We start from the raw sequence: 20,950 nt of genomic DNA, 5'->3' as shown, positions 1-20,950 counted from the left end.
CGGGTTCGGGGGACCGGACTGTCGCGCGAGGGTCTTGTGAAGTCAAGGCCCGCGAGGGGCCGTGCGCCGGCGGGCGGATCGGGGTTACGGCCGCAGGACGGCGTGGCAGTCCCGCCGGGCCGGATCGCTCAGCAGGGCCTCGCAGCGGGTGAAGAGGTCGAGGAGATCGGGCCCGTACGTCCGGCGGAAGGCGGGGTCCCGGCGGGCGAGGTCGAGTTCGTTGGCGGCGGTCAGCTCGGCGAAGTCGCGCAGCGGCTGGGGCGCGGGGTGCTTCGGGCCGCCGCCCGGGAAGCGGTCGTGGAAGGGGGAGGCGCCGTCCGTGAGGGTCGGGTAGGTGGCCTTCCGGTCGCAGCTCGCGTAGAAGTACACGATCGCCTCCGACTCGGTGCCGATCACGGACACGAGGTCCGGGCGCCGGTCCAGGGGCAGCAGCGCGCCGGGGAACCCGTCGGTGCCGTAGGCCGCGTGGCACAGGCCGGCGAGTTGGAGGGCGGGGCGGGCGCCCCAGTAGGCGAGGAGCGCGCGGACGCGTTCGAGGTGGGCGAGGAGGGTGCCGCCGGGATGGGGCAGGGCGTCGGCTCCGGTGCGAAGGAGGAGTTCCCTGGCCTCTGCTGCGCGGTCTGCTACCCGTTCTGCTGCCACGGTGCCGCGTCCTTTCGGCGGTGGAGGGACGGAGGTGGTCGGCACCCGCTCCCTCTCCCTCCCCGTACCGGGTCCGGACTCGACGTGGGAGGTGGAGCGGGTTGCCGCCGGGGCCCTGTGGAGATCGTCGTACACGCTCTGCACCGAGTCAATCCTAAGGATGTGTCACCAACTCCAAGCGTTAACTTGGGTGTTATGACCTTGGAGGACCTGCGGGTGTTCGTGGCGGTGTGCCGGGCCGGGAGCCTGAGCGCGGTGGCCCGGGAGCTCGGCTGTACGCAGTCGGCGGTCAGCCAGCACGTGAAGCGGCTGGAGCGGGAGACGGGGGTCGCGCTGCTGGAGCGGCAGTCGCGGGGCGTCGTGCCGACCCGGGCGGGCCGGCTGCTGGAGACCGCGGCGGCCGAGGGGATATCGGGCCTGGACCTGGCGGTGCGGCAGCTGCGGGATCTGGTCGACGGCCACAGCGGCCATGTGCGGGTGGCGACCGGGGCGACGACCGTACGGCACTTCATGTCGGAGGCGCTGGTGACGTTCCGCCGGCGTCATCCCAAGGTGAACCTGGAGTTCCGGACGGTGAGTTCGGGGCGGGGCAGCTTCGACGCCCTGGCCGACGGGACGCTGGACCTCGCCTGGATCACCATCGGCCCGCCGGTACGGGGGATCGAGCAGCGGCCGGTGGTGGAGCTGCCGTGGGTGCTGGCGGTCCGCTCGGACGACCCGCTGGCGGCGCACGCGTCGCTGGACGCCGCCGGCCTGCGGGACGTACGCCTGATCCGTCTGCCCCCGAACTCCACGTCCGCGACTCATCTCGACGCCACCTGCGCCGAGTCGGGGGTGCGGCTGGCGTACGACACGAGCGTCGCCGACTGGGACACGGCGCTGCTGCTGGCCGAACTGGGCGTGGGGCGGGCGGTGGTGCCCGCGGTCCCGGGCCTCGCCGTCCCGGGAAACGGGGAGCTCCGGCTGGTCCCGCTGTCCGGTCTGCGCCCCCTGCCGGTCGGCTGGGCCGTGCGCCGCTGGGACGCGCTCAGTCCGCCCGCCCGCTCCTTCGCGGCCACGGTCGCCGAACAGCGCCGTCAGCGGCTCGCGGTCAGCCCCCGTACAACTCCTCCACCTCCGTCGCGAAGTCCCGCATGATCTGCTCGCGCCGCAGCTTCATCGACGGGGTGAGATGGCCGTCCATCTCGGTGAAGTCCACCGGCAGGATCGTGAACTTGCGGATCGACTCCGGGCGCGAGACCAGCCGGTTCGCCTCGTCCACGGCCCGCTGCAGGATCGCCCTCAGCTCGGCGTCGTCCACGAGGAGTTCCGGCGGCACGGGGTGCTTGCCGTTCATCCGGCGCCAGTGGGTGATGCCGTCGAGGTCGAGGGTGATGAGGGCGCTGACGAAGGGGCGGGTGTCGCCGACGAGCATGCACTGGGAGATCAGCGGGTGCGAGCGCAGCCAGTTCTCCAGCGGGGCGGGGGCCACCGACTTGCCGCCCGCGGTGATCAGCAGCTCCTTCTTGCGGCCGGTGATCGTCAGATAGCCCTCGTCGTCGAGCTCGCCGATGTCGCCGGTCGGCAGCCAACCGTCCCGTGTCGCGGGCACCACGCCGCCCGCCTGCGGATCCCAGTAGCCGCGCAGCACGTGCTCGCCCGCGATCAGGATCTCGCCGTCGGCCGCGATACGGACCTTCGTGCCGGGTAGCGGCCAGCCCACGGTCCCCAGCCGGGGCTTCAGCGGCGGGGTCACCGTGGACGCGCCGGTGGTCTCCGTCAGGCCGTACCCCTCGAAGATCTCGATGCCCGCGCCCGCGTAGAACGCGGCGAGCCGGCGGCCCAGCGGGGAGCCGCCGCAGATCGCGTACCGCACGCGCCCGCCCATGGCGTTGCGGATACGGCGGTAGACCAGCGGATCGTAGAAACCGCGGGCCGTCTTCAGGGCGCGGCTCGGGCCGGGGCCGGTGCCCGTCTGCTGCGCCTCGACCGCCTCGCCGTACCTCCGCGCCACCGCCGCCGCCCGGTCGAAGGACGACGCCCGGCCGCCCGACTCCGCCTTGGCCCGCGCGCTGTTGAAGACCTTCTCCAGCATGTAGGGGATGGTCAGCAGGCAGGTCGGTTTGAAGGCGGCCAGGTCCGGCAGCAGGTCCTCCGCCTTCAGGCTCGGGACGTGTCCGAGTCGCACCCGCGCCCGGACGCAGGCGATGCCCACCATCCGTCCGAAGACGTGCGACATCGGCAGGAAGAGGAGCACCGACACGTCCTCCCCCTTCGCCTTGAAGATGGGGTGGAGGAGCTCGATCGCGTTGTCCACCTCGGCGAAGAAGTTGCCGTGCGAGAGCGCGCAGCCCTTGGGGCGGCCGGTGGTGCCGGAGGTGTAGATGAGGGTGGCGAGCGTGTCGGGGCCGAGCATCCCCCGACGTACGGCCACCTCCGCGTCCGGTACCAGCGCGCCGAGTTCGGCGAGCCGGTCCACGTGCCCCTTCTCCATCACCCACAGGTGCCGCAGGTCGGGGATGTGGTCGAGTTCGGGGCCCAGTGCGGAGGCCTGGGCCGCCGTCTCGGTCACGAGGGCCACCGCACCCGAGTCCTGCAGGATCCAGCGGGTCTGGAAGAGGGAGGAGGTGGGGTAGATGGGGACGGTCACCAGGCCCGCGGCCCAGGCAGCGAAGTCCAGCAGCGTCCACTCGTACGTCGTCCTGGCCATGACGGCGATCCGGTCGCCCGGCACCAGGCCCTCCGCGATGAGGCCCTTGGCCACCGCGAGGACCTCCTCGGCGAACCGGGCGGCCGTCAGGTCCACCCAGGAACCGTCGGCCGTCCGCCGGCTGAGGACCACCGCGCGGGGGGCCGTCTCCGCGTTCTCGAACGGCAGGTCCCCCAGCGATCCGTGCTTCACGGGTGGGGCGAACGGCGGTACGAACGCCTCCCGCACGGCCCCGTCGAGCCGACGCGTCTCGGGCTCGACGAGGATCGGCAGACCGTCGTAGTCGGTGGCCGAGACAGGTGCGGTTGAGGAGGCGGGGGCATTCGGAAAGGGCGTGGACACGGGGCGGCTCCTCGGGCGTGCAGCGACGGAACGCTTGCTGCCTGTCGTACGTGCCTCGCGCACCGAGGCGTTCAGCGGCGGGCCGTGGATTGGGGGTTACCGCCAGTTAGGCAGGAGATCGTACCCAGCCACCTGTGGCGGGATTGTGCGGTTTACGGGCGGGTCCGGGGCCGGGGCTGTGCAGCCTCACGGCTGACGTGAGGGAGGCTCAGTTTCGGTCCAGGACCGCCGCGAGCGTGTCCCGGTTGGGTAGCCTTACCTCCGGTAACCTTACTCCGGAGTAAGCAATCCGGTAAGTAGCCGTGCACGCACACCGAGCCGCATGGGAGTTGGACATGGCCGACCGCTACCTGAGCTTCACCGGCACGGCGCCCGGCCGCTTCCCGACCAGCGGCCAGAGACTGCTGGGGGCGTGATGACATCCGCCGCTCTCGTCCTCACCGGCTCCCCCGCCCTCGCGCCCCTGCTCGCCCGGGGCGCGCTGCGCTCCCCGTTCAAGCGGCCCCGCCCGGACGCCGACTACCCGCGCACCCGGCTGGTGCTGCCCGGCGTGCGCGTCGACCTGTCCCGGCTGGCCGCCTACGAGCGGGTGTGCGGCTTCGCCACCGGCGACGACGCGCTGCCGGTCACCTATCCGCACGTCCTCGGCTTCCCGCTGGCCATGCGGCTGATGAGCGACCGGCGCTTTCCGCTGCCGCTGCTCGGCCTGGTCCACACGTCGATCGAGATCACCCGGCACACGTCCCTGCCCGCCACCGGGGAGTACGAACTCGCCGTGCACGTCGAGGGACTGGCACCGCACCGGCGCGGGACGCAGGCCACCGTCGTCACCGAGGTGTGGGGCGCCGGGGAGGTCGTCTGGGAGTCGCGGAGCACGTATCTCGCCCGGCACCGCACCGGTTCCGCCGCCGCGCGGCCGGCCGGGGACGAGCCGGGCGGGCTGCCCGAAGTCGCCGAGTGGCGGATCGCGGAGGACGTCGGGCGCCGCTACGGGGCCGCGTCCGGGGACCGCAACCCCATCCACCTGCACCCGCTCACCGCGCGCCTGTTCGGCTTCCCGCGGGCCATCGCGCACGGCATGTGGACCGTGGCCCGCTGTCTCGCCGCGCACGGGGTGCCCCAGTCCGCCCGGGTGCGGGCGGAGTTCAGGGCGCCGGTCCTGCTGCCCGGGACGGTGGAGTACGCGGCGCGGGACGGCCGGTTCGAACTGCGTGGTGGGGGCCTCACCCATGTGGAGGGGCGTGTGGACAGGCTCGGGTGAGGGGTGCGCGGTGACCGGTGAGGACTGGGCTCAGGCCGTGACCGAGGGGGTCCAGGGCCGCCCCTCCATGAGGTTGCCCAGGCCCGCCCAGGCGAAGTTCATCAGGGTCGCCGCGGACTGCCGGGCGGTGATGCCCGGGGTGGCGTTGGCCCAGGCGGCGAGGGACTCGGCGGCGCCGACCAGCGCCTCGGCCAGCCCGGCGACCTCGCGCTCGGGAAGGTCGGGATCCCGGTGTGCCTCGCGGGCGGCGACCACGATCAGGTGGGTCACGAACGCGACGAGTTCCTCGCGCATCGCGGCGACCTCGGCGGCGAAGGGCTCGCCGTGGGTGCGGGCCTGCAGGTGCAGCACCGACCAGCCGTCCGGGTGCTCGGCGGTGTGCGCGAAGAACGCCTGGAGCCCGTCCCAGAGTTGGCGGTCGGCGGGCAGTCCCGGCCGGACCCCGCTGCGGACCGCTTCGATCAGCGCCTTGCCCTCACGGCGGATGCACGCCGTGAACAGGTCTTCCTTGGAGTTCAGGTACAGGTACACCAACGGCTTGGACACGCCCGCCAGTTCGGCGATCTCGTCCATCGACGCGGCCATGTATCCCCGCTGGCCGAAGGTTCTCACGGCGGCGTCGAGCATCTGCTGCTCCCGCACCGCCCGCGGCATCCGCTTGGTCTTCACGGCACCCATGAGGGAAAGACTAGTTGGGCGCCGCACTCCCCAGCGCGCGCGAGGGTGTTACGAAGCCTGACCCTGCGCCCGCGCCGTGTCGTCCGCCACGTCCTCCTGGCTGCGGTTGGCGGCCAGGTTGGCCTTGGCGCGGTCGACCTTCTGCACGACCTGCACGGACGCCCGGTCCCGCTCCTTGCGCAGCACGACCCAGCTGATCGGCGCCGAGATCACCATGGCGAGCAGGATGATCCACAGGAAGTTGGAGTCGCCGAAGCCGCGCGGGAAGAGGCCGGCGTAGACAGCGCCCCAGACGACCAGGAAGCAGCCCGCCAAGATACCGAGGCGCATCAGCGTGTAGCGGAGCATCTCAATCCACTCTTCCGAATCGAACGGTCTGAACAGCCACAAAGGGCACCGTCCAGTGAAGCACGTTCCGGACCCGATCTTGCAGGGGGGTGGCCGGGTGCGCGGGGCGGGCGGTCACAGCGGCAGCAGCATCGTGATGTCGTCGCGGTGGTCGCCCGGCCCGACCCGTATCGCGCCGGGCACGCGGCCGACCTCCCGGTATCCGCAGGAGGCGTAGAACCGCTCCAGGCCCAGGCCGCTGCGGCAGGTGAGCCGGATCGCGTCGATGTCCTCGAAGCCGCGCCCCGCGTCGGCGGCGGCCGCCAGCAGGTCACGGCCGTACCCCCGGCCCTGGTGCTTCGGGTGCACCATCACCGTGTAGAGCCACAGCCAGTGCGTCTTCAGCCGGTGCGCGTTGAAGGCGAGGAACGCGGTCGCGGCCACCCGCCCCTCCTCGTCGTGCCCGACGAGCAGCCGCATCCGTCCCCCGGCCATCCCCGCGAGGTACCTCAGCAGCTCCGGGCGTATGTCCTCCCGGGTGACCGGCGCCACGAAGCCGACCGCCCCGCCGGAGTTGGTGACCTCGGTCCACAGATCGAGGACACCGTCCCGCAGGGCGGGCGTGACGGCGGGGTCCAGCGTGAAGGTGAGCGGCATGTCAGACGCGCATGGGCTGCGGGGACTCGCGGCGCGCCGGGTCCGGGCCGTCGTACTCGCGGATCATCTCGTACCGCGTGTTGCGCTCCACCGGCCGGAAGCCGGCGTCGCGGATCAGGTCCAGCAGGTCCTCGCGGGTCAGCTTGTTCGGGGTGCCGTAGTTGTCCGCGTCGTGCGTGATCTTGTACTCGACGACCGAGCCGTCCATGTCGTCGGCGCCGTGCTGGAGGGCGAGCTGGGCGGTCTGGACGCCGTGCATGACCCAGAAGACCTTGACGTGCGGGACGTTGTCGAACAGCAGCCGGGAGACCGCGAAGGTCTTCAGGGCCTCGGCGCCGGTCGCCATCTGGGTCCGGGCCTGCAGCCGGTTGCGGATCTTGCCGTCCTTCATGTCCACGAAGTCGTGCTGGTAGCGCAGCGGGATGAAGACCTGGAAGCCGCCGGTCTCGTCCTGCAGCTCGCGCAGCCGCAGCACGTGGTCGACGCGGTGGCGGGGCTCCTCGATGTGGCCGTACAGCATGGTGCACGGGGTCTTGAGGCCCTTCTCGTGCGCCAGCCGGTGGATCCGGGACCAGTCCTCCCAGTGGGTCCGGTGGTCCACGATGTGCTGGCGCACCTCCCAGTCGAAGATCTCCGCGCCACCGCCGGTGAGGGACTCCAGACCCGCGTCGATGAGCTCGTCGAGGATCTCGGAGGCGCTGAGCCCCGAGATGGTCTCGAAGTGGTGGATCTCCGTCGCCGTGAAGGCCTTCAGCGACACGTCCGGCAGGGCGGCCTTCAGCTCGCGCAGGGAGCGCGGGTAGTAGCGCCACGGCAGGTTCGGGTGCAGCCCGTTGACGATGTGGAGCTCGGTGAGGTTCTCCGACTCCATCGCCTTGGCGAGCTTGACCGCCTCCTCGATGCGCATCGTGTACGCGTCCTTCTCGCCCGGCTTGCGCTGGAACGAGCAGTACGCGCACGAGGCCGTGCACACGTTGGTCATGTTGAGGTGCCGGTTGACGTTGAAGTGCACGACGTCGCCGTTCTTGCGCGTCCGCACCTCGTGGGCCAGGCCGCCGAGCCAGGCCAGGTCGTCCGACTCGTACAGCGCGATGCCGTCCTCGCGGGTCAGCCGCTCACCGGAGCGGACCTTCTCCTCCAGCTCGCGCTTGAGCCCGACGTCCATGCCAACACCTTTCCTCGACAGCTCGACCAACCGTACTCCCCCGCCTCCAGGGCGAACGGCACCCCCGGGGGCGCCCTCGCCCTAGACCTCTTCGGGCAGTTCGCCGACCCGGTTCTCCCACTTCGTGGACAGCACGATGGTGGTGCGGGTGCGGGAGACGCCCTTGGTGCCGCTGAGGCGCCGGATGATCTTCTCCAGACCGTCGACGTCCGTGGCCCGGACCTTGAGCATGTAGGAGTCGTCGCCGGCGATGAACCAGCAGTCCTCGATCTCCGGCAGGTCCTTGAGCCGCCGGGCCACGTCCTCGTGGTCCACGGCGTCGGAGAGCGAGATGCCGATCAGGGCGGTGACGCCGAGGCCGAGGGAGGCGGAGTCCACCGTGGCCCGGTAGCCGGTGATGACACCTGCCGCCTCCAGCCGGTTGATGCGGTCGGTGACGCTGGGTCCCGACAGGCCGACGAGGCGCCCCAGCTCCGCATAGGAGGCCCGGCCGTTCTCCCTCAGGGCCTGGATGAGCTGCCTGTCCACCGCGTCCATGCGATCGAAGCCTTCCACTGAAGAGTTCCGAAGAGATGAGAGGTACTGCGACTTGCTCTGATGACGCTCACGCCGTGCGGGTTCCGCCGCCGAGTTCGCCCTCCCAGCGACGGTAGAGCCGGTGCGCGACACCCGCCGCGTCCAGCACGCGTCCGGCGACGAAGTCCACCAGGTCCTGGATGTGGGTCGCCCCCGCGTAGAAGGCCGGCGAGGCGGGCACCACACTCGCGCCCGCGTCGTCGAGGGAGACCAGGTGGCGCAGGGTCTGGCCGTTCAGCGGGGTCTCCCGTACGGCCACGACGAGCGTGCGGCGTTCCTTGAGGGTGACGCTCGCCGCCCGCTGCAACAGGTCCTTGGACAGCCCCAGGGCGACACCGGCCACGCACGCGGTCGAGGCGGGCACGATGAGCATCCCCTTCGCCGGGTACGACCCGGAGGACGGCCCGGCCGCGAGGTCACCCGCGTTCCAGTACCGCACGCCGTCCACGTCCACCTGGAACGTGCCGGGCTTCCCGTCGGCGCCCCGCGCCAGCCATTCCCGCAGGTCCTCCTGCCAGTGACCGTCCCGGAAGGCGATCTTGGTCTCGTCGAGCAGCGTGAGCCGCGAGGCCCGTGACACCACCAGGTCGACGCTCTCACCGGCGTCCAGCAGCGCCCGCAGCACGGCGGCGGCATACGGCGTACCCGACGCCCCCGACACCCCCACGATCCAAGGCGCGCGCTGCGTTTCTCCTGCGTTCACACCTTGAGCGTACCGGTGGGACGCGGGGTGTTCAGGACGGGTCGGCCGTCACCGGGTCCGGCCCGGGTCCGAGCCGGGGTCTCATCCTCCCGAGCACCCCGGCACCGTACTCAGACGGTCAGACCCCGGACCAGAAGGTCGAGCAGGGCGCACACGAACAGGGCAATGCCGATGAAGCCGTTGACGCTGAAGAACGCCCTGTTCAGGCGGGACAGGTCGTGCGGGCGGACGATCGTGTGCTCGTAGACGAACGCACCCGTGACGATCAGCAGGCCGAGCCAGAAGAACGCGCCGGCGTCGGTGAGCACCGCGTACCAGGCGAACAGGGCCGTCGTGATCACGTGGCAGACCCGCGCGCCCCGGATGGCCGCCGGGATGCCGAAGCGGGCCGGGACCGACATGACGCCGATCTCGCGGTCGGTCTCGACGTCCTGGCAGGCGTAGATCAGGTCGAAGCCGCCGATCCAGATGCCGACGGCGAGTCCGAGGACGACCGCGTCCCAGGACCACTCGCCGGTGATCGCCAGCCAGCCGCCGATGGGCCCCATGGCCTGGGCCAGGCCCAGGATGGCCTGCGGGAAGTTCGTGAACCGCTTGCCGTACGGGTAGACCACCATCGGGACGACCGCGAGGGGGGCGAGGGCCAGGCAGAGCGGGTTCAGCAGGGCCGCAGAGGCCAGGAAGACCACCAGGGCGATCAGCGCGCCCGTCCAGGCGTGCTTCACCGACATCGCGCCGGTCACCAGCTCGCGGTGGGCGGTCCTGGGGTTGCGGGCGTCGATCTCGCGGTCGATGATCCGGTTCACCGCCATGGCGAAGGTGCGCAGGCCGACCATGCAGATCGTGACCAGCAGCAGGCGGCCCCAGTGGATGTTCTTGTCCCACTCGAACATCGCGGTCAGCGCGGCGATGTAGGCGAAGGGCAGCGCGAACACCGAGTGTTCGATCATCACCAGGCGCAGGAACGCCTTGGTGCGTCCCGGCTGTGGGATCGCGGCGGAGGCGCTGCTCATAGGCCGTACTCCTTCCAGCGGCGGTCCACCAGGGCCGCCGTATCCGGGTCCGACAGGACCATGTCCGGCCATCCGCCGTCCCTCGTGTAGCCCTCCTCGGGCCACTTCTTCGTCGCGTCGATGCCTGCCTTGCCGCCCCAGAACTGCTGGTAGGAGGAGTGGTCGAGGTGGTCGACCGGGCCTTCCACGATGCTCAGGTCGCGGGCGTAGTCGGTGTTGCCGAGCGCCCGCCAGGCGACCTCGTGCAGATCGTGGACGTCGCAGTCGGAGTCCACGACCACGATCAGCTTGGTGAGGGACATCATGTGCGCCCCCCAGATCGCGTGCATGACCTTCTGGGCGTGTTTCGGGTACTTCTTGTCGATCGAGACGATCGCGCAGTTGTGGAAGCCGCCGGCCTCGGGGAGGTGGTAGTCCACGATGTCCGGGACGATGATCTTCAGTAGCGGCAGGAAAAAGCGTTCCGTCGCACGACCCAGCGGTCCGTCCTCCGTCGGAGGCCGGCCTACGACGATCGACTGCAGCAGCGGCCGCTTCCGCATCGTCACGCAGTCGATCTTCAGTGCCGGGAAGGGCTCCTGCGGGGTGTAGAAGCCGGTGTGGTCGCCGAAGGGGCCCTCCGGGAGCATCTCGCCGGGCTCCAGCCAGCCCTCCACGACGACCTCGGCGTTGGCCGGGACCTGGAGCGGGACCGTCTTGCAGTCGACCATCTCGATCCGCTTGCCCGCGAGGAAGCCCGCGAAGAGGTACTCGTCGATGTCCCCTGGCAGCGGCGCGGTGGAGGCGTACGTCACGGCGGGCGGGCAGCCGAAGGCGATCGCGACCGGCAGGCGCTCACCGCGCCGGGCCGCCACCTGGTAGTGGTTGCGGCTGTCCTTGTGGATCTGCCAGTGCATGCCGATGGTGCGCCGGTCGTGCCGCTGGAGGCGGTACAGCCCGAGGTTGCGGATGCCCGTCTCCGGGTCCTTGGTGTGGGTCAGGCCCAGGTTGAAGAAGGAGCCGCCGTCCTTGGGCCAGGTGAAGAGGGCGGGCAGCGCGTCGAGGTCGACGTCGTCGCCGTGCAGGACGACCTCCTGCACGGGGGCGTCTTTCACCTTCTTCGGCGGTACGTGCGCCATCGCGCCGAGCTTGCCGAACGCCTCGCGCACGCCCACGAAGCCGTGCGGCAGCTCGGGCCGCAGCAGTCCGCCGATCTTGTCGCTGATCTCGCCGTACGACTTCAGGCCGAGCGCCTTGAGCAGGCGCCGGTCGGTGCCGAAGACGTTCATGGCGAGCGGCATGGCGGAGCCGCGCACGTTCTCGAAGAGGAGCGCGGGACCGCCGGACTTCTGCACCCGGTCGACGATCTCACCGACCTCCAGATAGGGGTCGACCTCGGCCTTGATGCGCTTGAGGTCTCCCTCGCGCTCCAGCGCCCTGAGCAGGGAGCGAAGATCGTCGTAAGCCATGCGTCCCAGTATCTGCCACCGGCTACCCTGGGCCGGTCACCGGGGCCGCCTCACTTCTCCGCGGGAGCGTACGACCATGCTCAGGTACCTGCCCTTGCTGCTGGTCCTCGCCCTGTGGATCTACGCCTTCGTGGACTGCCTGAACACCCCCGAGGAGGAGGTGCGCGGGATGCCGAAGGTCGTCTGGATCATCGTCATCCTGCTCTTCGGCGAGGTGCTGGTCGGCCCTGTCGCCTGGCTGATCGCCGGCAAGGTCCGAAATGCCCCGCGGCCCGACGCCGCGCCGGACCGGTGGGTCGCTCCCGACGACAACCCCGAGTTCCTGAAGTCGCTGCGCAAGGACGAGGACCCGGAGAAGGACTGACGCGGCCGCGGCCGCCGTCCCGCGCGCGGCGGTTCAGTCGCCCTTGAGCACCAGGGCCAGCAGGCCCGGGAAGCGGGCCTCGAACTCGGCCCGGCGCAGCCGGTTGACCCGCCTGGGGCCCTCGTCGCGCTGCTCCACCAGCCCCGCGCCGCGCAGTACGGAGAAGTGGTGGCTGAGGGCCGCCTTCCCGACCGGCACGTCGAAGCTGCCGCAGGCGCGCGACCACTCGGCCGAGCCGGCCAGTTCCCGCACCAGCGCGAGCCGCACGGGGTCGGCGAGCGCGGCCAGCGCGGTGAGCACGGGGACGTCGTCGGGGTGGGTGTGCTCCGGGGCGGCCCGATGACCGGTGGTGGCCATGCCGTCCTCCTCACCGCCGCGTGTCCGCCGCGAAATCTCTTGCCGAGTGTTCGATGAAAACCATACACTCCCGAGTGTTCGCTTTTCATTGAACAGTCGAGCCGGGGGTAAGGCATGCGTGCGGTGCGGTTCCAGGAGTACGGCGGTCCCGAGGTCCTGAAGACGGTGGAGGCGGACGTGCCCGAACCGGGACCCGGGCAGGTGAGTGTCGACGTGGCGTACGCGGGCGTGAACTTCGCGGACCTGAAGGCCCGTTCGGAGGGCTACCGGGTCGGCGGGCTGCCGTACGTCCCCGGTCTGGAGGTCTCCGGGCGGATCCGGGCGGTCGGGGCCGGCGTCGAGGGCCTGGCCGTCGGCCAGGAGGTGGCCGCGCTGACCGACGGCGGCGGATACGCCGAGGTGACCGTGGCCGACGCGGTGACCGTCTTCCCGCTGCCGGCGGGCGTCGGCCTGCGCACGGCGGCCACCCTGACGACGGTGCTGCCCACGGCGTACGCGCTGGTGCACTCCGTGGGCCGGCTGCGTTCCGGCGAGACGGTGCTGGTGCAAGGCGCGGCGGGCGGAGTCGGCACCGTGGTCGGCCAGTTGGCGCGGGCGGCGGGCGCCGGAGCGGTGTACGGCGTGGTGTCCTCCGCGCCGAAGGCGGCGTACGCCAAGGACCACGGCTACGACGAGGTCTTCGTGGGCGCCTTCGAGCAGCCGGTACGGCAGGCGACCGGCGGCCGGGGAGTCGACCTCGCCCTGGACCCGGTGGGCGGCGAGACCCTGCGGGCGTCCCTGGACTCCCTGGCCGTTTTCGGCCGCCTCGTCTCCTACGGCAACGCGAGCTCCGCGGCGCCGTGGACCGCGGGCCCGCCGGAGCTGTACCCGCTCGGCAGGTCGGTCGCCGGCTTCTCCGTCCTCAGCCTCACGGCGACGGCCCCGGCGAAGCTCCGCCGCCTGGCCGAGCGGTCCTTCGAGAAGGCGGTCGACGGCACGGTGTCCCTCCCGGTGACCGCGGAGTTCGCCCTCGCGGAGGCGGCACAGGCGCACCGGCTGATGGGCGCGCGCACGAGCACCGGCAAGCTCCTGCTGCGGGTGGCGGACTGACACCGACCGCCCGCGCGCGGTGGTTTCGCTCCTCAGCGCAGCCGGGACGACGACAGGATCGACAGCAGGTGGGCCGGGACCATCACCCAGGTGATCGCGGCCAGCGCGCCCAGCGCCCACCGGGTCGGCTCGATCCCGCCGGTCGCCGTGTCCGCGACGGCCGCGGCGAGCAGGACCAGTGACGCCTCGATGCCGTTCGTCACCCGGTGGATCTTGAAGGCGGCCGCCAGCCGCCGCACCGTCGCCACGCCCTGGGAGCGCGGCCGGGTCGACTCGTCGTCGGCGACACCCAGCCCGCGCCGCGCCCGCGCCACGTCCACCAGGTCGGTCGAGGCCTTCAGCAGGACGACACCGAGCGCGGTGACGAGACCGACCGACAGCCAGCCGCCGAACCCGTTCTCGGCGGCGCGGAATCCGGCGCCCGCCATCAGCGCCGCGTCGGCGAGGTAGGCGCCGAGGCGGTCGACGTAGATCCCCGCCGCGCTGTTCTGCCCCTTCCAGCGGGCGACTTCACCGTCGACGCAGTCGAAGAGGAGGAACAACTGCATGAGGATCACGGCGAGTACGGCACCGGTCGGGCCCGGGATCAGCAGGGCGGCGCCGGCCGCGACCCCGCAGCCGACCATCGTCCAGGTCAGCTGGTCCGGCGTGATGGGGGTGCGCACCAACTGGCGCGTGAACCGCAGGGAGACGCTCCGCATGTACAGCCGGCCCGCCCAGTGTTCGCCGTTGCGGCTCGCCAGCTTGGCCTGCGGCTGGCAGACCTCCCGCAGGTCCTCCAGTACCGGAGCAGCAACCATGACCCGTTCCTCCTGCCCGATGTGATCGGGACAGGGTACAGAGCGGTGATCGGATCGCCGACACGGTGGGCCGGATCCACGTTGCCCCGTTCTTTCCGGCGGCGGAGAGTGGTCGTATGGATCAGACATCGGTGAGCGGCCCGAGGCCCTCGTCCCGTATCCCGACCATCGATCTGCGGCCCTGGCTGAGCGGGGACGCCGAGGCGCGCGCCGGTCTCGCACGTACCGTCGACCAGGCCCTGCAGAGTGCCGGGTTCCTGCTCGTCACGGGGCACGGTGTGGACCCCGGGCTGCGCCGTGACGTCCGCAAGGCCGCGCGGGCGTTCTTCGCGCTGCCCGTGGACGTCAAGGAGGCCTACGCGGCGAAGGTGGGCGGGCGCGGCTGGCTCGGACCGGGGGCCGAGGCCAACGGGTACGCGGAGGGGACCGAGACCCCGCCCGATCTGAAGGAGTCGCTGACGTTCGCGACGCACGAGCCGTTCGAGGATCCGGCCGTCAACGCCGAGTGGTACGCGCCCAATGTGTGGCCGCGCGAGGTTCCCGAACTCCGGCCGCTGTGCGAGGAGTACCTGGAGCGGATGGCCGGGCTGGAACGGGAGCTGCTGTCCCTGCTGGGGTACGCCCTCGGGCTCGAACGCGACTTCTTCGCACGGCACATGGACCGTCCGACGTACGGCTTCAACATCAACTGGTACCCGGGGACGGACGTCGTCGGCGCGCCCCGGCCCGGCCAGTTCCGGATCGGACCGCACACCGACTTCGGGACCGTCACCATCCTCGACCGGCAGGCGGGCCGGGGCGGGTTGCAGGTGTACACGGACCCCGCGGACGGCGGGGCCGGCTGGGAGGACGCGCCCTACGATCCGGCCGCCTTCACCGTCAACCTCGGTGATCTCATGGCCCGTTGGACCGGTGACCGGTGGCGTTCGGGCCGGCACCGCGTGCTGCCGCCGCCCACGGACGTGCCCACCGAGGAGTTGATGTCCCTCGTCTACTTCGGCGAGTGCACCCCGGGGACGCTCGTCGAGTCCGTGCCGGCGCCCGTGGGGCGGGTGGCGTACCCGCCCGTGGACTCGCACGTCTACCTGCGGGAGAAGCTGGATTCGATCACCGTGGAGTGATCGCTTCGGCGTTCGAGCCTCCCCTCGTTCCGGTCAAAAGCCGCGGCACGGCATGTCCCGGTCGCGTCTCGCGGCATTCCCTTGAAGGGGACCCGATCAACGGGTCCCCTCTTGCGATCGGAGTTGGCCCGTGCGAATCACCGACATCCAACGCTGCGAGGTCCGGCCGGGACGGCTCGTCGAGTGGACGCTCAGTCCGGCGACCGTCGCGGCCGCCTCCGGGCTGCCGGAGGACTCCCGGCCGCCGGCGTACATCCAGGAGTCGCACCTCAGGACGGCCCGCTGCGTGCGCGAGGACGGGCTGTTCGTGCCGACCTGGCTCGGTACGGCGTTCGACCTCCCGGGGCGGGTGGATCTCGACGTGCTCCAGGCGGCGCTGCGCGACTGGACGCTGCGCCACGAGACGCTGCGCAGCGGCTTCCGCTGGGACGGTGACGAGCTGCGCCGGTTCACGCTGGACGCGGACACGGTGTCCCTGCGCCGGGAGGTGGTCGGCGACTTCACCGACGCCTCGGCGCTGGTCCGGCACCTCCAGGACCGGTTCGACGTGGCGGCGGACGCGCTGGCCTGGCCGAACCTCATCTACGCGGCGGTCGTCCGGGACGACGGCACCAGCGTGTACATGGCCTTCGACCACAGCAACGTCGACGCCTACTCCCTCCACGGCATCCCCGCCGACATCCACGAGCTGTACGCGACGGGCGCCGAGGGGTGCGACCGCGAGCGGCCGGGACCGGCCGCCAGCTACGTGGACTTCTGCGAGATCGAGCGGGCGGACGCGGACCGGATCGACGAGGGTCACGACATCGTGGGCCGCTGGCGGGAGTTCATCCGGCGGTGCGACGGAACACTGCCCGGCTTCCCGGTGGACCTGGGCCTGGAGCCGGGCGGCCGACTGCCCACCCAGCGGATGATGAGCGAGCCGCTCGTGGACGCGGACACGGCCGCCGCCTTCGAGGCGTACTGCCGGCCCTTCGGGGGCAGCCTGGTCGGGCTGCTGGCCGCGACCGGCCTGATCGTCCACGAGCTCGGCGGGCAGTCGGTGTACCGGACGGTGGTGCCGTTCCACACCCGGGTGAAGTCGCGCTGGTCGGGGTCGGTGGGCTGGTACGTCGGGGGCGCGCCGATCGAGGTCCCGGTGGCGCGGACGCCCGACCTGCCGAGCGCGCTGCGGGCCGTGCGCGCCGAGTTGCAGGCCGCCCGCCCGCTGGCACGCATGCCGCTCGCCCGGGTGCTGCGCCTGCTCGGCGCGGACTTCCGCCCGACGTCACCGGACCTGTACTCGATCGTGTCGTTCGTCGACGCCCGGGGCATCGCCGGCTCCGAGCGGTGGGCCGAGCAGAAAGCGTACGGGCTGATGCGGGTGTCGTACGGCGACCAGGTGTGCGCGTGGGTCAACCGGCTGCACGAGGGCCTGTGGTTCGCGAGCCGCTACCCGGACACCGATGTCGCGTACAAGAACATGCGGCTGTACGTCGAGCGGCTGCGGGATCACATCACCTCGACCGTGGCGTAACCGGGCGCGCCGGATTCGTGACCCAACGGTCATCCCTGACTCTGGCCCGAATCAACTCCCCCTTCCTACACTGGTGTTGAGGGGGGATGCGGTGCACAGACGTCTGCACGGACGCGGGGCCCTGTTCGACACGGATCCGCCCGGACTCGCTCCGCGGCTCCTGGGTCTGCGCCCCTACCAGCACCGTGCGCATCCGTTCGAACATCCGGCGGAGCTGCCCTTCGTCGTGCTCACCGGGGCCCGGGGGCTGGGCAAGAGCGCGGTGCTCGGCGAGCTGCGGGAGGCCTACAAGGGGCACACTCCGGTCGCCTTGGTCGACTGTACGGAGCAGCAGTTCGCGGGGCCGCCCGCGGACCGGCCGGCCGAGTCCTGGTCGCCGGTGGCGCAGGCGCTGCTGGTGATCGCCGAGCAGCTCGCAGAGCCGGTCACCGGCGCCGGCCGGATCACCTTTCCCCGGCTGATGTCGGGGCTGGTGGCGGTGGCCGCGGGCGGCTGGAGCGACGCCGACTCGGAGCGGATCCGGCGCGAGGTGGAGCGGATCCTGCTGCTGAACGAGAGCGGGTCGTGGATCAGCGGCTTCGCCGGGCGGTGGGCGGGCAAGGTGGCGGCGAAGGTGGTCGCCGCGGCGACCGGCACCGGACCGTTCCTGTCGGGGGCGGTGGAGGCCACCCTGGAGTCCGTCGCCGAGGGGTTCGCGAGCCGGCGGCACCAGAAGGCATCGGTCTGGTACCGGACGTATCCGAACGCGGGCGGCAACGCCAAGCGCGGCCTCATCCTGCTGTCCGGGCACTTCCGGGCGGGCGGCACCTCCCGCGAGCACGCCGAGCGGTATCTGGTGCGGGCGCTGCTCGCCGACCTGACCGAGGCCTACACGGGCGTGCTGCCGCGCATGCAGCGCCTCGGGCGGCCGCTCGTGCTCCTGGACAACGCGCAGAGCGCACCCGGCCCCGGGCTCGTGGAGGCCGTGCTGCGGGACCGGTCGGAGGGCATCGCCGACCAGGTGGCGTTCGTCGGCGCGCTGCGCGGCGACGGGCGGGAGGCGCTGCGCAACGCCGTGCGCCGGGCGCTGCCCGAGGTGGCGCGGCGCAGCGAGTGGACGCCGGACCCGGCCGTGCCCTCCTCGCGGGCCCTCGTCGTCTCCCTGCCGCCCCTCTCCCCCGACGACACGCTGCACATCGTGGGCGCGGTCCGCGGCGAGATACCCGTGCCGCCCCAACTGCCGCACGCCACCCACCGGTTGACCGGCGGAAATCCGCTGGGCATCGGCCTGCTCGCGGAGTCGGCCGCCCAGCACCTGCCACAGGTCTCCTCGCTCGGCGAACTGCTGACCGCCGACGTACGGCTGAGCGAGGACGCCGACGGCTGTCCCGCCTACCGCGAACTCCTCGACCGGCTGGTGCCCGCCGACCGGCTGGACGAGCTGACCGTGCTGGCCGCCGCCCACGACCACGACTCGGCCTGCGCGCTGGCCGCGGCCCTGCTCCCGGACGACTTCGGCCCGTCGGACGTCCGCGCGTTACAGACCCGGCTGGCCCAGGAGGGACTGCCGGGCGCGCCGGGCCGGTTCGTCGGCGACCCCTTCGTACGGACCCTGCTGCTGCTCCGGCTGCATCTGCGGGGCACCGACCACGGGGCGTGGCGCACGGCGCACGAGACGCTGATCGCGCACTACGGCCACGACGGAGCGGCGGACGCACCGGAACGTTCCCGCTACCGGCTGCACCACGAACTCGCCCTGGGAACGACCGAGTCGGCGGTCGCCCATCTGCGCGACACCTTCCCCACCCTCGACACCCGCACCTGGCTGCGCACCCTGTGCTTCATCGCCTCGGCACCGTACTTCCACGCGCACGACGCCGAGGGCCGCGACTTCACCGGCCGGGGCGACCGGCGCGCCGCCGTTGCCCTCGGCCGCACGGACGCCGAGCACGAGGTGCCTCAGGGCGTGGACGCCGTACTGCACCTGCGCGTCCGGCGGTTGCTGCACGCAGTGTGGCAGCTGGCCGATCCGCTGGTGCTGCCCGATCCGAAGGTCTGCGACCGGCTGCGGTTCGAGCTGGAGCAGTTGTCCAACCTGCGGCCCGCGGGCAACGCGCTGCTGTGGCGGGCGTCGCGGGACTGGCCGGCGGCCGCGCTCGCCGGACGCCCGCTGGACGCCCCCGACGACGAGGACGACCCGGACGACCGGAGCGGGGAGGCGTGATGGCGCGCAGGGGCCTGGGCACATGGGTGCGCGAGGGCATCTGGGAGATCCCGCTCCGCCGCTATCTGGCACTGCTCGTCACGGCGAGCCTGGTGACCGGCGCGGTCTTCGCCGTGCGCGGCCTCACGCACGACGACCGGTCCTGCGCGCCCGGGGTGGTCCGGCCCCGGGGCAGCGACGAGTGCGTGGGCGTGGCGACGACGGCGTACGACTTCGGACGGCCCCAACTGCGGGACGCGGTACGGGCGATCCAGCGGGAGAACGACCGGCTCAAGCCCGGGAGTTATGTGACGGTGGCGGTGATGCTGCCGTACACCTCGGCCGCCCCGGCCAGCCTGAGCGACATCCAGCACGAGCTCGAGGGCGCGTACTTGGCGCAGTACCAGGCCAATCACGACTCCAACGGCGAGGCCCCGGCGATCCGGCTGGTGCTGGCCAACCCCGGGGCGACCGGCCTGCATTGGAAGGAGACGGTCGACCGGCTGGCGGCGATGACCGGGAGCGCGGACCGACTGCGGGCCGTCGCCGGAGTCGGGCAGAGCACGGACAACAACAAGAAGGCGGTCGAGCGGCTGACCCGGCTGGGGATTCCGGTGGTCGGCTCCTCCATCACCGCCGACGACCTGGCCAACGGGCAGGGCGGCAAGGACCCCTTCCCGGGGCTGGCCCGGGTCTCGCCGACCAACACCGACGAGGCCCGCGCGCTCGCCTCGTTCGCCAAGGTGAGCGCGGGCCGGGCGCTGCTGGTGTACGACAAGCCGGGCGACCCGTACACGCGCACGCTGCAGAAGTCGTTCGCCGCGCTGATCAAGGGCTCGCCCTACGAGCCGCAGCCGTTCACCCCGCCCGCCGACCGCAGCCAGGAGGGCACCACCGCCAACACCTTCCGGCAGATCACCCACCTGGTGTGCGACACGTCCAAGGAGACGGACACGATCCTGTTCGCGGGCCGGCACACCCAGCTGCGGCAGTTCATCAACGCGCTCGGCGGGCGGGGCTGCCAGGACCGGAAGTTCACGCTGCTGACCGGGGACGAGGGCTCGTACCTGACCGGTGAGAAGGACCTGGACCGCGGCGCCCTGCGGCACCATCTCGCCGTCCGCTACACCTCCCTCGCCCACCCGGACGCCTGGGCCCGGGACCCGGCGCGGACCGGCGGCTCGGCGCGGGAGGCGGCGGCGCTCCAGCGGCTGCTGGCGAGCGCCGCGCGCAAGCCGGTCGGGCCGATCGGCACGGTCGCGCTGGACGACGGGCAGCTGATCATCGCGTACGACGCGATGCGGCTGGCCGTGAAGGGCGTCCGCGAGGCCGTGCCGGAGGGGAGGAAGATCCCGGCGCTCTCCGACGTCGGCCTGCAGTGGCCGCAGGTGAAGGGGTCGCTGCGGGTGGACGGGGCGAGCGGCTGGATCTGCCTGGACGTACACGGCAATCCGTACGACAAGGCCGTACCGGTCGTGGAGCTCACCCCGGAGGGCGGCTCCCGGTTCGTGCGGATCGCCTGGCCGGAGGGGAAGCCGCCGGCGAAGGAGTGCCTGCCGCCGTCCTAGGTGCGCTGTCCCCAGGGGCTGCCTCCAGAGGTCTAGGGGCTGTCTCTAGGGCGCGGACGCCACCAGGTCGATCAGGCGTTCGAAGCGGGTGCGCCAGCGGGGCTCCGTCTCCGCCTCGCCCTGGAACTCGTGGGTGAAGCGCAGTGCGCTCGCCCCGTCCCCGGCCCGCTCCAGATGGAACCGGATCCGGCCGCCGCCCTCCACCGTGTACTCGGCGACCCGGTCCACGTCCCACGCGGTGACCCGCCCGCTGCCCAGGTCGCGCAGGGTGACCGCGCCACCGAGCCGGGGCTCCAGGACGTCGGCGGCGGTGAACCACCCCGCCAGGCCCTCGGGCGTGGACAGCGCGGGCCAGACCTTCTCCATGGGCCGCGGAAACCGCACCAGGAAGTGCAGGATGTGCGTGTTCCCGTGCGTCTGGCTGGTGCCCTGCTCGATGGCTCCGGTCATGA

Annotated in this window: 21 protein-coding genes; 8 read left to right on the top strand and 13 right to left on the bottom strand. The window is 71.9% G+C overall.

All coding sequences use genetic code 11. The features are described 5' to 3' along the window. Nucleotides 1-84 precede the first annotated feature (84 nt). Nucleotides 85-642, bottom strand: coding sequence for a DUF6817 domain-containing protein (locus ACWGKT_RS23510; RefSeq protein WP_453275229.1), 558 nt, complete (start codon nt 640-642; stop codon nt 85-87). A 195-nt stretch (nt 643-837) separates the two neighbouring features. On the opposite strand from ACWGKT_RS23510, the gene ACWGKT_RS23505 reads away from it, so the two are divergent. Continuing rightward, a complete protein-coding gene (locus tag ACWGKT_RS23505; RefSeq protein WP_453275228.1) occupies nt 838-1,779 on the top strand; it encodes a LysR family transcriptional regulator in 942 nt (313 codons plus the stop codon). Here ACWGKT_RS23505 and ACWGKT_RS23500 read toward each other — a convergent pair. After that, on the bottom strand, nt 1,733-3,673 hold the full coding sequence (locus ACWGKT_RS23500) for an AMP-dependent synthetase/ligase (protein ID WP_453275227.1): 1,941 nt from the start codon (nt 3,671-3,673) through the stop codon (nt 1,733-1,735). The genes ACWGKT_RS23505 and ACWGKT_RS23500 overlap by 47 nt on opposite strands. 415 nt (nt 3,674-4,088) lie before the next feature. Between ACWGKT_RS23500 and ACWGKT_RS23495 the strand changes: the two genes are divergently transcribed. Beyond that, nucleotides 4,089-4,934, top strand: a complete 846-nt coding sequence (locus tag ACWGKT_RS23495; RefSeq protein ID WP_453275226.1) for a MaoC/PaaZ C-terminal domain-containing protein — start codon at nt 4,089-4,091, stop codon at nt 4,932-4,934. A gap of 30 nt (nt 4,935-4,964) precedes the next feature. Here ACWGKT_RS23495 and ACWGKT_RS23490 read toward each other — a convergent pair whose 3' ends face one another. From ACWGKT_RS23490 to ACWGKT_RS23455, 8 genes are all read right to left on the bottom strand, one after another. Continuing rightward, nucleotides 4,965-5,612 carry a TetR/AcrR family transcriptional regulator gene (locus tag ACWGKT_RS23490; RefSeq protein ID WP_453275225.1) on the bottom strand — a complete coding sequence of 216 codons (648 nt, stop codon included), beginning with the start codon at nt 5,610-5,612 and terminating at the stop codon, nt 4,965-4,967. Nucleotides 5,613-5,660: 48 nt separating this feature from the next. Further along, nucleotides 5,661-5,960 (bottom strand): DUF4229 domain-containing protein, encoded by a 300-nt coding sequence (locus ACWGKT_RS23485; RefSeq protein ID WP_235455459.1) that lies wholly within the window; start codon nt 5,958-5,960, stop codon nt 5,661-5,663. A 114-nt stretch (nt 5,961-6,074) separates the two neighbouring features. Next, complete coding sequence (locus ACWGKT_RS23480) at nt 6,075-6,596, bottom strand: N-acetyltransferase family protein (RefSeq protein ID WP_453275224.1); 522 nt, start codon at nt 6,594-6,596, stop codon at nt 6,075-6,077. Nucleotide 6,597: 1 nt separating this feature from the next. Beyond that, nucleotides 6,598-7,761 (bottom strand): aminofutalosine synthase MqnE, encoded by a 1,164-nt coding sequence (mqnE, locus tag ACWGKT_RS23475; protein WP_453275223.1) that lies wholly within the window; start codon nt 7,759-7,761, stop codon nt 6,598-6,600. 81 nt (nt 7,762-7,842) lie between these two features. Continuing rightward, a complete protein-coding gene (locus ACWGKT_RS23470) occupies nt 7,843-8,298 on the bottom strand; it encodes an Lrp/AsnC family transcriptional regulator (protein ID WP_235455462.1) in 456 nt (151 codons plus the stop codon). Between the two features lie 67 nt (nt 8,299-8,365). Further along, a complete protein-coding gene (locus tag ACWGKT_RS23465; RefSeq protein ID WP_453275222.1) occupies nt 8,366-9,040 on the bottom strand; it encodes a UbiX family flavin prenyltransferase in 675 nt (224 codons plus the stop codon). A 110-nt stretch (nt 9,041-9,150) separates the two neighbouring features. After that, nucleotides 9,151-10,053, bottom strand: a complete 903-nt coding sequence (mqnP, locus tag ACWGKT_RS23460; RefSeq protein WP_356144023.1) for a menaquinone biosynthesis prenyltransferase MqnP — start codon at nt 10,051-10,053, stop codon at nt 9,151-9,153. Further along, nucleotides 10,050-11,501, bottom strand: coding sequence for a menaquinone biosynthesis decarboxylase (locus ACWGKT_RS23455; protein ID WP_235455467.1), 1,452 nt, complete (start codon nt 11,499-11,501; stop codon nt 10,050-10,052). Before ACWGKT_RS23455 ends, mqnP begins: the two co-directional genes overlap by 4 nt. Before the next feature lie 76 nt (nt 11,502-11,577). Here ACWGKT_RS23455 and ACWGKT_RS23450 point away from each other — a divergent pair, with 76 nt between their 5' ends. Next, nucleotides 11,578-11,865 carry a PLD nuclease N-terminal domain-containing protein gene (locus ACWGKT_RS23450; RefSeq protein WP_453275221.1) on the top strand — a complete coding sequence of 96 codons (288 nt, stop codon included), beginning with the start codon at nt 11,578-11,580 and terminating at the stop codon, nt 11,863-11,865. A gap of 33 nt (nt 11,866-11,898) precedes the next feature. Here ACWGKT_RS23450 and ACWGKT_RS23445 read toward each other — a convergent pair whose 3' ends face one another. After that, nucleotides 11,899-12,222, bottom strand: coding sequence for an ArsR/SmtB family transcription factor (locus tag ACWGKT_RS23445; protein WP_356144019.1), 324 nt, complete (start codon nt 12,220-12,222; stop codon nt 11,899-11,901). A gap of 114 nt (nt 12,223-12,336) precedes the next feature. On the opposite strand from ACWGKT_RS23445, the gene ACWGKT_RS23440 reads away from it, so the two are divergent. Then, complete coding sequence (locus tag ACWGKT_RS23440; protein WP_453275220.1) at nt 12,337-13,311, top strand: quinone oxidoreductase family protein; 975 nt, start codon at nt 12,337-12,339, stop codon at nt 13,309-13,311. A 32-nt stretch (nt 13,312-13,343) separates the two neighbouring features. On the opposite strand, the gene ACWGKT_RS23435 is transcribed toward ACWGKT_RS23440, so the two are convergent. After that, nucleotides 13,344-14,111 (bottom strand): CDP-alcohol phosphatidyltransferase family protein, encoded by a 768-nt coding sequence (locus tag ACWGKT_RS23435; protein ID WP_453275219.1) that lies wholly within the window; start codon nt 14,109-14,111, stop codon nt 13,344-13,346. 116 nt (nt 14,112-14,227) lie between these two features. Between ACWGKT_RS23435 and ACWGKT_RS23430 the strand changes: the two genes are divergently transcribed. The 4 genes from ACWGKT_RS23430 (at nt 14,228) to ACWGKT_RS23415 (ending at nt 20,498) form a co-directional block, all read left to right on the top strand. Continuing rightward, nucleotides 14,228-15,232, top strand: a complete 1,005-nt coding sequence (locus tag ACWGKT_RS23430; protein ID WP_453275218.1) for an isopenicillin N synthase family dioxygenase — start codon at nt 14,228-14,230, stop codon at nt 15,230-15,232. A gap of 130 nt (nt 15,233-15,362) precedes the next feature. Next, entirely contained in the window at nt 15,363-16,748 is a 1,386-nt protein-coding gene (locus ACWGKT_RS23425) for a condensation domain-containing protein (protein WP_453275217.1), read from the top strand. 91 nt (nt 16,749-16,839) lie between these two features. Further along, the gene (locus ACWGKT_RS23420) at nt 16,840-18,951 is read left to right on the top strand and encodes a hypothetical protein (protein ID WP_453275216.1); all 2,112 of its coding nucleotides are present in this window, start codon (nt 16,840-16,842) and stop codon (nt 18,949-18,951) included. Next, nucleotides 18,951-20,498, top strand: a complete 1,548-nt coding sequence (locus ACWGKT_RS23415; protein WP_453275215.1) for a hypothetical protein — start codon at nt 18,951-18,953, stop codon at nt 20,496-20,498. Before ACWGKT_RS23420 ends, ACWGKT_RS23415 begins: the two co-directional genes overlap by 1 nt. Before the next feature lie 45 nt (nt 20,499-20,543). Here the strand turns inward: ACWGKT_RS23415 and ACWGKT_RS23410 are convergent, their stop codons facing one another. Continuing rightward, entirely contained in the window at nt 20,544-20,948 is a 405-nt protein-coding gene (locus ACWGKT_RS23410) for an SRPBCC domain-containing protein (RefSeq protein WP_453275214.1), read from the bottom strand. Between the last annotated feature and the right edge of the window lie 2 nt (nt 20,949-20,950).

This window comes from Streptomyces sp. NPDC054794 (genome assembly GCF_053611585.1).
This window is presented reverse-complemented; position numbering and strand designations above follow the sequence as displayed.